This window comes from Methylobacterium variabile (assembly GCF_001043975.1).
GTDB classification, from domain to species: Bacteria; Pseudomonadota; Alphaproteobacteria; order Rhizobiales; family Beijerinckiaceae; genus Methylobacterium; species Methylobacterium variabile.
In genome coordinates, this window is the sequence record NZ_LABY01000102.1 from 72,432 (window position 1) to 84,952 (window position 12,521).

The 12,521-nt window shown below is 70.7% G+C and carries 12 protein-coding genes; 4 read left to right on the plus strand and 8 right to left on the minus strand.

Going from position 1 to position 12,521, the window contains the following annotated elements:
- Positions 1-411: 411 nt before the first annotated feature.
- Both VQ02_RS15845 and scpC read right to left on the minus strand, forming a co-directional pair.
- The gene (locus VQ02_RS15845; protein ID WP_048445163.1) at positions 412-1,308 is read right to left on the minus strand and encodes a fructose bisphosphate aldolase; all 897 of its coding nucleotides are present in this window, start codon (positions 1,306-1,308) and stop codon (positions 412-414) included.
- 108 nt (positions 1,309-1,416) lie between these two features.
- Positions 1,417-2,940 (minus strand): succinyl-CoA:acetate CoA-transferase ScpC, encoded by a 1,524-nt coding sequence (gene scpC / locus VQ02_RS15850; RefSeq protein ID WP_048445164.1) that lies wholly within the window; start codon positions 2,938-2,940, stop codon positions 1,417-1,419.
- Positions 2,941-3,705: 765 nt separating this feature from the next.
- Here scpC and VQ02_RS15855 point away from each other — a divergent pair.
- Entirely contained in the window at positions 3,706-3,930 is a 225-nt protein-coding gene (locus VQ02_RS15855; RefSeq protein WP_053080397.1) for a transposase, read from the plus strand.
- Between the two features lie 128 nt (positions 3,931-4,058).
- On the opposite strand, the gene VQ02_RS15860 is transcribed toward VQ02_RS15855, so the two are convergent.
- The 4 genes from VQ02_RS15860 to ycaC form a co-directional block, all read right to left on the minus strand.
- A complete protein-coding gene (locus tag VQ02_RS15860) occupies positions 4,059-4,949 on the minus strand; it encodes a LysR family transcriptional regulator (protein ID WP_048445166.1) in 891 nt (296 codons plus the stop codon).
- A gap of 125 nt (positions 4,950-5,074) precedes the next feature.
- On the minus strand, positions 5,075-5,539 hold the full coding sequence (locus tag VQ02_RS15865) for a nuclear transport factor 2 family protein (protein WP_048445167.1): 465 nt from the start codon (positions 5,537-5,539) through the stop codon (positions 5,075-5,077).
- A gap of 203 nt (positions 5,540-5,742) precedes the next feature.
- Positions 5,743-7,221, minus strand: coding sequence for a protein adenylyltransferase SelO (locus tag VQ02_RS15870; RefSeq protein WP_048445168.1), 1,479 nt, complete (start codon positions 7,219-7,221; stop codon positions 5,743-5,745).
- Between the two features lie 468 nt (positions 7,222-7,689).
- Positions 7,690-8,337 (minus strand): isochorismate family cysteine hydrolase YcaC, encoded by a 648-nt coding sequence (ycaC, locus tag VQ02_RS15875; RefSeq protein WP_048445169.1) that lies wholly within the window; start codon positions 8,335-8,337, stop codon positions 7,690-7,692.
- Positions 8,338-8,691: 354 nt separating this feature from the next.
- On the opposite strand from ycaC, the gene VQ02_RS15880 reads away from it, so the two are divergent.
- From VQ02_RS15880 to VQ02_RS15890, 3 genes are all read left to right on the plus strand, one after another.
- A complete protein-coding gene (locus tag VQ02_RS15880) occupies positions 8,692-9,462 on the plus strand; it encodes a potassium channel family protein (RefSeq protein WP_048445170.1) in 771 nt (256 codons plus the stop codon).
- A 171-nt stretch (positions 9,463-9,633) separates the two neighbouring features.
- On the plus strand, positions 9,634-10,161 hold the full coding sequence (locus tag VQ02_RS15885; RefSeq protein WP_048445171.1) for a DUF421 domain-containing protein: 528 nt from the start codon (positions 9,634-9,636) through the stop codon (positions 10,159-10,161).
- A 6-nt stretch (positions 10,162-10,167) separates the two neighbouring features.
- A complete protein-coding gene (locus tag VQ02_RS15890) occupies positions 10,168-11,307 on the plus strand; it encodes a hypothetical protein (protein ID WP_245239750.1) in 1,140 nt (379 codons plus the stop codon).
- A 31-nt stretch (positions 11,308-11,338) separates the two neighbouring features.
- Here VQ02_RS15890 and VQ02_RS15895 read toward each other — a convergent pair whose 3' ends face one another.
- Positions 11,339-12,061, minus strand: coding sequence for an SDR family NAD(P)-dependent oxidoreductase (locus tag VQ02_RS15895; protein ID WP_048445172.1), 723 nt, complete (start codon positions 12,059-12,061; stop codon positions 11,339-11,341).
- Positions 12,062-12,260: 199 nt separating this feature from the next.
- On the minus strand, positions 12,261-12,446 hold the full coding sequence (locus tag VQ02_RS15900; RefSeq protein WP_048445173.1) for a hypothetical protein: 186 nt from the start codon (positions 12,444-12,446) through the stop codon (positions 12,261-12,263).
- Positions 12,447-12,521 lie beyond the last annotated feature (75 nt).

Here is a 12,521-nt window from a genome sequence, read left to right on the forward strand (position 1 = left end):
CACGCGATATCGACGCCCGAACAGCCCGTGATACCGCCGCGCCTTCGAACGGACCCGTTCGGAGGCGCAAGGCAAGCCCGAACGGGCGCCGGCGCTGATGCGCCGGACGCCTTCGCATCGACGTGTCGATGCGAAGGCGCGAGGGTATGAGACCGCCGATTGCCTCGGGTGATCACCGTGTGATCGCATCCGCCAGCTCGGATCGGATCTGCTCGGGCGCGCGGAGCGAAGAGGGCCGTGGCGCCGTCGCGTGAGGCGAGCGCAGCGCTTCCGGTCTCGGGCACTGCCGGTGCCGGTTCCGACGGGCAGCGCGCCCTTGAGAAGACCTCATCAAGGCCGGCGGCCTCGGGCCGAGCCTGCGTCACGCTCCGCGGCCGGGCGCGAAGCCCGCCGCCCGGCCCCGTGCTCCGGCTATCTCAGCTTGTTCACCGATGCCGCGTAGATCTGGTCGATGGCCGCTGCGAGCGCCGCGTCGAACGCCTCGTCGCTCATGTCGGCCGTCAGACCTTCGGTCAGGGCGCGCGAGAAGCTCGCGACCATGCCGTGGTTGGCGGCGAGCCGCGCGCAGGCCTCGTCGCGCGTGTAGCCACCCGACAGGGCCACCACGCGGGCCACCCGGGGATGGCGGGTCAGCGGTGCGTAGAGGTCCGTGACCTCGGGCAGGGTGAGCTTCAGCATCACCCGCCGTCCCTCGGGCAGGGCGTCGAGCCTGCGGGTCAGTTCGGCGAGGAGGATCGCCTCCGCGCCGGGCTTGTCGAGGCTCGTGATCGAGACTTCCGGCTCGATGATCGGCATGAGCCCGTGCGCGGCGATCCGCTCGGCCACCTCGAACTGCTGCTCCACCACCGCTGCAATCCCGTGATCGGACGGCGCGCTGATGACCGAGCGCATCTTCGTGCCGAACACGCCGAGCCCGACGGCGCGCCTCAGGAGCGCGTCGAGGTCCGGCATCGGCTTCATCAGGCTGACCCCGTCCTCCTGCGGGGCGAGGCCCTTGTCGACCTTGAGGAACGGGACGATCCCGCGCTCCTGCCAGAGGTAGGTCGGGACGGGCCTGCCCATTGCGGAGCCGTCCATCGTGCCCTCGAACAGGATGGTGCCCATGACCTTGCCGCCCGTGAAGGCGGGCGAGGTCATGATCCGCACCCGCATCGCGTGCATCAGCGCGAACATCTCGCCCTCGTCGCCGTAGGCGGTGTCGGGAATGCCGTACGCGCGCAGCGCGCCCGGCGTCGACCCGCCGCTCTGGTCGAGCGCCGCGATGAAGCCGTCCGCCGCGATCCGCACTGCCATCTCGTTCTCGGTCATGGCTCTCACCTCCGCGACGGAGCGCGCCGCCGATTGCCCAACGCGCCAGCCCTGGTTTCCGGCCCGACCGCCTCGTCAAGGACGAGGGCCGTCACGCGGCGCAGGGCGTCATGCGATCGGTCGCATCGAGCCATGATCGAGGAAGCGCTGGTGCCAGGACAAGGCCTCGCCCGGGATCATGGGCGCATGCAGGCCCAAGGAGCGGTGACGGGCACGCTCCACGTACTCAGCCAGCAGCGGCCGGTAGTCGGGATGGGCGCAGCGGGCGATGATCAGCTCCGACCGCTGCCTCGGCGAGAGGCCGCGCAGGTCCGCCAAGCCCTGCTCCGTCACCAGCACGTGGACGTCCTGGGCGATGTGGTCGACATGCGAGACCTGCGGCACGATGGCCGAGATCGTGCCGCCCTTGGCCGTCGAGGGCGTCATGAAGATCGACAGGAAGGCGTTGCGGGCAAAATCGCCGGAGCCGCCGATGCCGTTCTGCATGCGCGATCCCATCACGAGGGTGGAGTTCACGTTCCCGTAGATGTCGGCCTCGATGAGCCCGTTCATGGCGATGCAGCCGAGCCGCCGGACCAGTTCCGGATGGTTGCTGATCTCCTGCGGCCGCAGGATCATCCGGTCGCGGAACCGCGCCATTTCGGAATTGAGCCGCGAGGCCGCCTCGGGACTGAGGGAGAAGGCGGTTGCGGAGGCGACGCGCAGCTTGCCGGATTCTAGCAGATCCAGCATGCCGTCCTGGATCACCTCCGTGTAGGCCGTCAGGTCCTCGAACGGCCCGTGAAGAAGGCCGGAGAGCACCGCATTCGCGACGTTGCCGACCCCCGACTGGATCGGCAGCAGCGAAGTCGGCAGCCGTCCCCGCGCCACTTCGTGACCGAGGAAGTCCATGAGATGGTTGGCGATGCCCTGGGCAACCACGTCGGGCGCGGCGAAGGGCAGGTTGCGGTCTGGTGCGTCGGTCTCGACGATGGCGACGATCTTGTCGGGATCGCAGCGGAGGGCCGGCTCGCCGATGCGATCCTCTGGGCGTAGGATCGGGATCGGCACGCGGTGCGGCGGCAGGGCCGTGCCGTAGTAGATGTCGTGCATGCCCTCCAGCGCCGGGCTCTGCCAGCGATTGACCTCCAGGATCACCTGGCGCGCCCGGTCCAGCCACGTCTTGTTGTTGCCGACCGACGAGGACGGCACGAGGGCGCCGTCGGACCGGATCGCCGAGACCTCGACGACCGCCGTATCGAGCGGGCCGAGGAAGCCCTGCCACGCCATCGGCGCCACCTGGCTGAGGTGGAGGTCCGCGTAATCCATCTCGCCGCGGTTGATCCTGTCTCGCGCGACCGGGTCAGAGTTGTAGGGCAGGCGCAGGGAGATCCCCTCGGCCGCCGCCAGCGCTCCATCGAGTTCCGGGCCGGTCGAAGCGCCCGTCCAGATGTTGACCTGGAACGGCGTTCCGCTCTGATGGGCGGCTCGGATCCGGGCTGCCAGGGCGAGCGGGACGGCCTTCGGGTATCCGGAGCCCGTGAACCCGCTCATTCCGATCGTGCTGCCCGGGGCGATCAGGCTGGCCGCATGCTCGGCGCTGGTCACCTTGGCCTGGAGGGCGGCGTGCCGGATACGGCTGTTCTGTCCCATGCTCTTCTCCTGAACTCCTGACCCGTCATCCAAACAGGTGGGTGGAGAGGAGGCGCGCCACCGCGTCCATGACCGCCTCGCCCTCGTCTCCCGTGTACGGCAAGGCCACTGCGAGACGTCGGTTGCCTGCCTCCTGCGATCCCCGCCGTCGCGAGCAAGGCCGCGGGCGTACCGGCCACAAGCAGGTGCGAAGCCGCCTCTGTCCGCGGCCCCGTCCTCGCGCTGTGGCCCTGCGCCGGAATTGAGCCGAGCCGCGCTGCGACGGGTACGTGGCTTCATCGTCGTCCCCGCTTGATCCCTGCGGATGCGGCGTCTGCGGAATGGCCACGACGGGGCATCGCCGACCTGCAGGTCCGACCAGTATCGTCGGACCGAGGAACATATTCATATTCCAAACGACACACAGGGTTGCCTGGTCCCAGCCTCGGCGTCGGGGGTCGCTCTCCGCATCCGGCAACTATCGACGTCGCACCCGACCGTTCGGGGATCCCGTGTGTCCTGCCACCCGAACGTGCAGAGGAGCATCACAAAGTTGAGTCAGCAGGCATGCTTCAAATGCATGAATGAGGCGAACGCTCTGATTTAAATGATGTGGATGCATGGCACGTGCGGTAGCACACACGAGGGCGGGCTGTGGCCTGAGCCGCCAATCCTGGAGCCGTCTACATTCGGGCTGTTTGGTGGGCCGGGATTGCACCGGATCGGTGCTTCTTGCTCAATTTTCGTGGATCACGCGGCAAGAACCACGAAAGTGGGGCAATCCCAGTGCCGAACAACATCTCGTTGCTGCACCTGCCGGCGTCGTCTCCGGAGCTGAACCCGATGGAGCCGGTCTGGCAGTACCTGCGCCAGAACACGCTCGCCAACCGGGTGTTCCGGGCCTACCAGCAGATCGTCGACGCCTGCTGCGACGCCTGGACCTTCTTCTCCAACGACACAGACCTCGTCACCTCTGTCTCCTCGCGAGACTGGGCACAGGTCAAAATCTAGGGCCGCTGGTCTCAGAGTTGCACGGCTCAGGCCTGATTGAACCTTCCAAATGCGTCAGCGCAGCGGCGGGCGCTCGGTTCGCAAAGAGATAGGGAGCGAGAGGGCACGCCGCGCGTCTGGCCGCCCGCTCAGTTGAGCAGGCGGTTGGCGCGCAGCCGCGACACGGCCAGGTCGACGAAGGTCCGCACCTTCGCCGGCGCCTGCCGCCCCTCGGGGTACACGACGTGGATCGGCAGCGGCGGCTCCTCGTACTCGGCGAGCACGACCTGCAGCCGGTCCTCCAGCAGGGCGGGCCCGATCTGGTAGTGCAGCACCCGCGTCAGGCCCCAGCCCGCCAGCGCCGCGGCGATGCCGGCCTCGTTGGTGTTGCTCATCAGGGCGGGATGGACCGTCACGCGCTGGTCCTGCGCGAAGCGCCACTCCGTCGAGGCCCAGGCGCCCGTCGACATGGCGATGCGGTGGTCCCTCAGGTCCTGCGGGGTCTGCGGGACGCCGTGGCGCTCGAAGTAGGCCGGCGAGCCGCAGACGACGCGGCGCACCGAGCCGACCCTGGCGGCCGTCAGGCCGGAATCCGACAGGTGGCCGATGCGCACGGCGACGTCGATGCCCTCCTCGACGATGTTGACCTGCCGGTCGACGAACAGCGTCCGCGCCGCCATGGTCGGGTAGGCGTCGAGGTAGTCGGTCACGATCGGCAGCACGTGGATCTGGCCGAACAGGAGCGAGGCGGTCACCGCCAGCGTGCCGGACGGCGTCGCGTAGGAGCCGGCGGCCGCGGCCTCGGCCTCGACGATGTCGGCCAGGATGCGCCGGCAATCCTCGTAGTAGCGGCCGCCGGCCTCCGTGAGCTTCACGGAGCGCGTGGTGCGCACGAACAGGCGGGCGCCGATGGCCTCCTCGAGGGCCGCTACCGCGCGCGTCACGGCCGGCGGGCTCATGTGCATCAGGCGCGCGGTCTCGGCGAAGCTCGCCGTCTCCGCGACCTTCGCGAAGATGCGCATGGCCTGCCAGCGGTCCATGACCTCCCCCCTCCGTCCCGGCCCGTCGACCGCGACGCTTACAGCGGTTCACGGGATCGCGCCGCGAGCCCGTGGCCGGATGGTAAACCGGGGCGGGACCGGCCACCCCGAAGCGCCGGGACCGATCAGAAGCCGAAATGGCTGAGACCAGGATGGTCGTCTGGCCGGCGCCCGAGCGGCCAGCGGAACCGGCGCTCCGCCTCGCGGATCGGGTGCTCGTTGATGCTCGAGTGCCGGGTGCGCATCAGCCCGTCCCCGGCGAACTCCCAGTTCTCGTTGCCATAGGCCCGGAACCACTGGCCGCTGTCGTCGTGGTACTCGTAGGCGTAGCGCACCGCGATGCGGTTGCCGGCGAAGGCCCAGAGCTCCTTGATCAGCCGGTAGTCGAGCTCGCGGTTCCACTTGCGGGTCAGGAAGGCCTCGACCGCCTCCCGGCCGGTCAGGAACTCGACGCGATTTCGCCAGCGGGTGTCGGTCGTGTAGGCCAGGGCGACCTTGGCGGGGTCGCGGCTGTTCCAGCCGTCCTCGGCCAGGCGGACCTTCTCGATCGCGCTCTCCTCGGTGAACGGCGGCAGCGGGGGACGGGTCATCGGCTTCTCCTCGGGGCCGGGGAACGACGGACAGGAAAGGGGAGGGCGGCGGCGACGTCTACCGCTCATACCTCCGCGCTCTGCCATGGGCACGTCGATGACCAGGCGCTCGATGCATCAGCGCCTGGCGCCTGCGGCGCAGACCCGGGCCGTGATCGCCGGTGATCGAGCCTCGGGCGCGGGACGACCGGGCTGTCCTCCGCTCAGGTCCCGCAGAATGTCCGGTAGCCGACGCCGCCGCCTTCCGGCGCCTCGGCGTAGTGCGCGTGGGCCGGCTGATCGTCGTAGGGGCGGGAGAGCACCGTCAGGAGTTCCTCGAACGGCGTGAGATCGTCCCGCTCGACGGCCGCCTCGATCATCGCCTCGACGCGGTGGTTGCGCGGGATGAAGGCCGGGTTGACGGCACGCATCGCCGCCGCTCGCGAGGCGGCATCCCCCGGCTCCTCTGCCAGACGGTCCCGCCACCGGACGGCCCAGGAATCGAAGGCGGTCGGATCGACGAAGAGCCGGCGCACCGCCTCGTCGGCCGTCGGGTCCTCGGCGGCCCTGGCGAGATTCCGGAACGTCAGCGTGAAGTCGGCCTGGTTCTCGGCCATCCGCTTCAGGAGGTCTCCGGCGAGGGCCGGATCTCCCTCCCGCACGGCGGCAAGGCCCAGCTTGCGGTTGAGGCCTCCGTGGAAGTCGGCCTCGAAGAGCGGCCCGAAGCGGCCGAGCACGTCTTCGGCCTCGGCCACGGCGGCCGGCGTGTCGGCGTTCAGGAGCGGCAGGAAGGCCTCCGCCAGGCGGCTCAGGTTCCACAGCGCGATCTGCGGCTGGGCGCCGTAGGCGTAGCGGCCGTGCTGGTCGATGGAGCTGAACACGGTCCCGGGATCATAGGCGTCCATGAAGGCGCAGGGGCCGTAATCGATCGTCTCGCCGGCGATCGACATGTTGTCGGTGTTCATCACGCCGTGGATGAAGCCGACGAGCAGCCATCGTGCGACGAGCTCGGCCTGGCGGGCGACGATCTGGGCCAGGAGCGCGGCGTAGGGCTTCTCGGCCGCCGCGGCCTCCGGGTAGTGCCGGGTCAGGACGTGGTCGGCCAGGGCGCGCAGGCGCTCGACGTCGTTGCGCGCGGCGAAGAACTGGAAGGTTCCGACCCGGACATGGCTGCTGGCGACGCGGGTGAGCACCGCACCGGGGAGCAGGGTGTCGCGGATGACCGTCTCGCCGGTCGCGACGGCGGCGAGGGCCCGGGTCGTCGGGATGCCCAGGGCCGCCATGGCCTCGCTCACCAGGTACTCGCGCAGCACCGGGCCGAGGGCCGCGCGCCCGTCGCCACGGCGCGAGAACGGCGTCGGGCCCGAGCCCTTCAGCTGGATGTCGCGACGCCGGCCATCCCGGCCGACGACCTCTCCGAGCAGGATGGCGCGCCCGTCGCCGAGCTGCGGAACGAAGTGCCCGAACTGGTGGCCGGCATAGGCCGTGGCGATCGGCTCGGATCCCTCGGCGAGTCGGTTCCCGGCCAGGATCTCGGCGCCCTCAGGGCTCGCGAGCTGGTCCGGGTCGAGGCCGAGTTCCAGCGCGAGCGGGCGATTCAGGCGGATCAGCCTCGGCCTGGCGACGGGCGTCGGCGCCGTGGGGGCGAAGAAGCCTTGCGGCAGGCGGGCGTAGCTGTTGTCGAACGGGATCCGAAGCGTCATGCGCGCACGTGGGTCTGTGAGGACGGTGTAGCAGGCGAACGGTCGGCGCCGCTTCGGGTTCAAATCCGCGATCGCCGCGTGTGAGAGCAAGGGCGGATGTCGCGCTCCAGCGCCCGCTGCCGGATTCTCCAGTCACGCCCGGCGCAGTTCCTCGCGCTCGCTCGCCGGCAGGGTGGCGTCAGCCGCAGCGGGCTTCGCCTCCGCGTCCGTCCTGCTGGCCGGCTTCGGCCACCCGGTTGCGGATCGCGCCCGGCGCGGACCGGCGCGACCATCCGACGGCGGAATGTCGCCCGGAACGGGCTCTCGGCCTGACAACAACACCTCACGCGAGAGCGATCCTGGTGCCCATCGGAGCAGGCGCAATCCCGCTTGGCCGGCCGCGCACGCGCCGCCCCGTCGGGCGCGAGGGCGGTGCCGCCCCCGACACAAGGGGGCGGCTGTCCGGCCCCGCACCCGGGCGGCGGGCCGTCAGGCGCCCGGGGCCGCCTGCGGGATCGCGCCCCGGACCGCGCCGTAGCTCGTCATCAGGTTGCGGTAGTCCGGGATATGGTCGCCGAGCAGCGTCGCCAGCCCCTCGACGTCGCGGCGCCAGTCGCGGTGCAGCTCGCAGGCGACAGCGAACCAGTTCACCAGCTGCACGCCGGCGGCCGACATCCGGTTCCAGGCCCCGTCGCGCACCACCGGGTTGAAGGTGCCCGACGCGTCCGTGACGGCGAACACCTCGTAGCCTTCCGCGATGGCCGACAGGGCGACGAAGGCGACGCAGACCTCGGTGACGACGCCTGCGATGATGAGTTGCTTGCGCCCCGTGGCCTTCACGGCGGCGACGAAGTCGGGATTGTCCCAGGCGTTGATCTGGCCGGGCCGGGCGATGAACGGCGCGTCCGGGAACTTGGCCTTCAGCTCCGGCATGATCGGGCCGTTCGGGCCATCCTCGAAGCTGGTGGTGAGGATGGTCGGAAGCTTGAAGTAGGCGGCGAGGTCGGCGACGGCGAGCACGTTGTTCTTGAAGCGATCGGGATCGAAGTCGCGCACGAGCGACATCAGGCCGGCCTGGTGATCGACGAGCAGGACGACGGCCTGGTCGAGGTCGAGGCGATTGTAGGGCTTGGTCATCGTCGTCTCCATCGTTGCGCCCGGTGCGGCGCGGTGTCGATGGAGAGAGTGTGCCGGCGGCTCCTCGGTCTGAAAACAGAAACGATGGAAAACGATCGTTTCCAGGAATGTGATTGCCTGGACGCAGCGAACGCGACCTTCGCGCCTTGCTCGCGGCGCCGGTGGGATCGACGCGCGAGGCGTGGGCCGCTCGGCCCCTGGACGACACGGTCACAGCCTGCCCATCCTCCCCATCCTCGCGGCTGCGCGCGACGATGCCGGCGCCTGGCCCGAACGGCGCGCGCCCTTTGCGTCGTGCGTCCGCGCGCCACTTATGCCTGGGCTCGCGGAGAGCGATTGGAAGCCTGCTTGCGCATGACGGGCCTGAAGCAGAGGGTGCAGGATCTCTACGAGGGGAACAGCGACCGCGCGCACCGATTCCGGTACGGCCTGCTCGCCTTCGATCTGGCCACCCTCCTGTTCATCATCCTGTCGTCGTTCATGCCCCGCCAGCCGCTGGTCGAGGGCATCGACGTCCTGATCGGCGTCGCGGTGGCCAGCGACTTCCTCTCGCGCCTGGCGATCTGCCCACGCCCGGGCCGGGAGTTCCTGCGGCCGACGACCTGGGCGGACCTGGCCGCCATCGCGTCCTTCCTGGCCCCCATCGTCGGCGAGGGCGCCGGCTTCCTGCGCATCCTGCGCACGCTGCGGCTGTTGCGGACCTACCAGCTGCTCGACAGCCTGCGCGCGGACTTCCCGGTCTTCCGCCGCAACGAGGAGGTCATCATCGCGCTGGTGAACCTCGTGGTGTTCATCTTCGTGATGACCGGCATCGTCTACGCGACGCAGCACCGGACGAACCCGGCAATCGGCAACTACGTCGACGCGCTCTACTTCACGGTCACCTCGCTGACGACGACGGGCTACGGCGACGTCACCCTGCAGGGCACTGGCGGGCGGCTGATCTCGGTCGTGGTGATGATCTGCGGCGTGACGCTGTTCCTGCGCCTCGCCCAGGTCCTGTTCCGGCCCTACAAGGTGCGCTTCCCGTGTCCGACCTGCGGGTTGCAGCGTCACGAGCCGGATGCGGTCCACTGCAAGGCCTGCGGCACCCTGCTGAACATCCCCGACGAGGGCTCCGACTGAAGCCGCGCCCGGGAACGCCCGCGCCGCCGGGGCGAGGCGGCGCGCCACTGAGACGCAAGGGCCGGGCTTTGCACGCGACCGCTCCGTGACGCGTTCCTCACCGGATCGGAGCCCGTCCCGAGCGCCCGGCGGCGCGGGTGGCGGGATGAGGCGAGCGATGCGGAGGTCTGGATGCCCGATTGGCGAACGCTGTTCGTGCCGGAGCACTCCCTGCTGGAGATCGCCCTGCGCGGCTCGATCATGTACCTGGTCCTGTTCCTCGTCATGCGGTTCGTCATGCAGCGTCAGGCCGGCGCCGTGAGCCTGGCCGACCTGCTGGTCATCGTGCTGATCGCGGACGTCTCGCAGAACGCATTCTCGAACGAGTACAAGTCGCTGACGGAGGGCGTCCTGCTCGTCCTGACCATCGTCGGCTGGAACTACGCCATCGACTGGCTCGCCTTCCGCTTCCCGGCCTTCGAGCGCCTCATCACGCCCAAGCGCCTGCCGCTCGTCGTCGACGGCCGCGTCTGCTGGCGGAACATGCGCCGGCAGATGATCACCCATGCCGAGCTGATGAGCCAGCTGCGCCAGCAGGGCATCGACGATCCGGCCCTCGTGCGGGTCGCCTCGCTGGAGGGGGACGGGAGCATCAGCGTCATCCGCCGCGACGGCGGGGATCCCGACGGCAAGCCCGAGGATCGCCGCGTGGTCGCCTGAGGTTGCGTGCCGGCCGGGGGCAACTGGCGGCTCCCGGTGCCGCTCGGGCCCGACGACGAGCGGCGCGCCTTCGCCGACCGACTCACCCGTGGGATGATGCGCGAGCGATCGGGGGAGCACGCCATGGGCTGGTTCGAGCGGCTGACCGGGTTCCGGGAGACGAGCTACGCGCAGACGCAAGAGCGGCTGCATCTGGCCGAGGGCCGCCTCGTCCGGCCGGACACGGGCGAGAGCTTCGCGGCCGGGACGCTGACGCTGCCGTCACTGGCCGAACTGCGCGCGGCCGCGGCGGCCGCGGCGGCCGCGAGGCGCCCGGGCCGGCAGCGTCTGTCCATCGTCGAGGGCGACGTGCGCGCCCTGCACCGGGTGCCGGAGAATCGCGGTGCGCTGTTCCAAGTCGCCTCGCAGTTCAACATGCTCGAGATGGTCGGGCCCGACGTGATGCCGGAGCACGGCGTCGCCGGCTATGCCCACGACCACACGCAGGGACCGGCCTGCGCCATGGCGGCGGGGGCCGCCACGATCTACCGCAACTACCTCGCGTCCGTGGACGGCCGCATCGGCCAGACGTCCGGGCGGCAGCTCGACGGCCTGGCCGATCTCGGCGACGCCCTCGCGCGGCGCCTCGGCACCGCGCGCACGGCGCTCTGGACCATGCGCAACGGCTACGCGCTGCCGACGGAGGAGGGCCTGGCGGCCATCGCTGCGCACCTCCGGGCGGCGAGCGAGGCCGACCTGGACGACCTGCGGGGTTACCTCCGGCTCGGCCTGCACACGGACGTCGAGGTCACCGACGGGCCGGCGCCGCGCCCGCTGGTCAGCCAGATCTTCTGCTCGGCGCTGCCGGTCGCCTACACACGCCTGTCGCGAGAAGCCTGGGCGCCGTTCGCCCGGCTCGTCCTGGAGGCGGCCTACGAGGGGACGCTGCTGGCCGGCCTGCTGAACGCGGCGCGCGGCGCGTCGGACCGCGTGCTGCTCACGCGGCTCGGCGGCGGCGCCTTCGGCAACGCGGAGGCGTGGATCGACGCGGCGATGCTTCGGGCGCTGCGAGTCACGCGCGATGCCGGCCTCGACGTCGTGGTCGTGAGCTATGGCCCCCCATCGCAAGGGTTGCGGGACCTCGTGCGCCGGTACGAGGCGGACTAGGCCTGCTCGCGACGTCCCGGACGGACCGGCGTCAGGGTGGGATCGGCTGCCCGTCCCAGGCGAAGACCTGCCCGGAATCGCGGGGGTGCAGCCCGTCCAGGACCCGCACGAGGTGGGCCGCGCTCTCCTCCGGCGAGAACAGGCCGGGCGTCCCGGGCTCCGGGCGAAACGGCTGCGACAGCGCCGTCCGCACGGTCCCGGGGTGCAGGCCCGCCACGATCAGCTCCGGGTGGGTGCGCGCGGCCTCGACGGCGAGCGTGCGCAGGATCTGGTTCAGCGCCGCCTTCGAGGCTCGGTAGGAATACCACCCGCCCAGGCGGTTGTCGCCGATCGAGCCGACCCGCGCCGAGAGCGCGGCGAACACGCTGCGGCCTTTGCGCGGCATCAGCGGCAGGAAGTGCTTGGCGACCAGCGCCGGGCCGAGGGTATTGACGGCGAACACCGCGGCCATCGCGGCCGGATCCAGGCTCCGGATCGCCTTCTCCGGCGCGATGCCCGGCCCGTGCAGGATGCCGCTGGCGACGATGACCAGCCCGACCGGTCCGGTCTCCCCGACGCTCCGCGCCGCCGCCGCGACGGACGCCTCGTCCGTGACGTCGATGGACAGGGAGCGCACCGGTTCGAGCAAGGATTCGGGCGAGCGCGCCAGGGCGAAGACGGGACCGTGCGCACCGCCCGCCGCGACCGCCGCGACGAGGGCCCGGCCGACCCCGCCCGACGCCCCGATGATGACCGCGCTGTTCCTGCCGCCCATCGCTGCACCCGCCTTGGAGCCCGGCGAGGCCTCTCGCCGGCTCGGGTCATCATGTATCGGTCGGAACGCCGCCCGGTCCAATCACGCGCGGGCGCTTCCCCGGCCGAGCTGCCCAGGCCGGCCGAGGCTCGTCCGCTCGGGTCTTCGTTCCGTCGGAGGGGCTCGTGGCAGAACCGGCGACCGCCTTTGCGAGACCTGCTCAGGCCTCGCCCGGCCCGGTGACCCCACAAGAGATGCCGGCGCTGCTGACGGTTTGAATCGGGGGAGCGGACCGCAGCGCCCGCTCCAGGCGCGACTGGGTGTTGCGTTCCGCGATGCCCGCCAAGGCAAGGGCGATCAAGCCGATGCCGATGGCGGTCAGGAGTGCTGCGCGCAGGTTCGGCATGGGTGCGGTCCCGGATTCATCGAGGCGCAGCGATGGCCGGCCAGGGTGGCGGCCGTGTGGTCCAGTTCAGGCCGT

What these genes read in the sequence shown, in the direction of transcription:
- VQ02_RS15845 (WP_048445163.1), bottom strand. Translation starts at nt 1,308, where the DNA reads ATGACCGAGAACGAGATGGCAGTGCGGATCGCGGCGGACGGCTTCATC.
- scpC (WP_048445164.1), bottom strand. Translation starts at nt 2,940, where the DNA reads ATGGGACAGAACAGCCGTATCCGGCACGCCGCCCTCCAGGCCAAGGTG.
- ycaC (WP_048445169.1), bottom strand. Translation starts at nt 8,337, where the DNA reads ATGACCAAGCCCTACAATCGCCTCGACCTCGACCAGGCCGTCGTCCTG.
- VQ02_RS15870 (WP_048445168.1), bottom strand. Translation starts at nt 7,221, where the DNA reads ATGACGCTTCGGATCCCGTTCGACAACAGCTACGCCCGCCTGCCGCAA.
- VQ02_RS15880 (WP_048445170.1), top strand. Translation starts at nt 8,692, where the DNA reads ATGACGGGCCTGAAGCAGAGGGTGCAGGATCTCTACGAGGGGAACAGC.
- VQ02_RS15900 (WP_048445173.1), bottom strand. Translation starts at nt 12,446, where the DNA reads ATGCCGAACCTGCGCGCAGCACTCCTGACCGCCATCGGCATCGGCTTG.
- VQ02_RS15895 (WP_048445172.1), bottom strand. Translation starts at nt 12,061, where the DNA reads ATGGGCGGCAGGAACAGCGCGGTCATCATCGGGGCGTCGGGCGGGGTC.
- VQ02_RS15885 (WP_048445171.1), top strand. Translation starts at nt 9,634, where the DNA reads ATGCCCGATTGGCGAACGCTGTTCGTGCCGGAGCACTCCCTGCTGGAG.
- VQ02_RS15860 (WP_048445166.1), bottom strand. Translation starts at nt 4,949, where the DNA reads ATGGACCGCTGGCAGGCCATGCGCATCTTCGCGAAGGTCGCGGAGACG.
- VQ02_RS15865 (WP_048445167.1), bottom strand. Translation starts at nt 5,539, where the DNA reads ATGACCCGTCCCCCGCTGCCGCCGTTCACCGAGGAGAGCGCGATCGAG.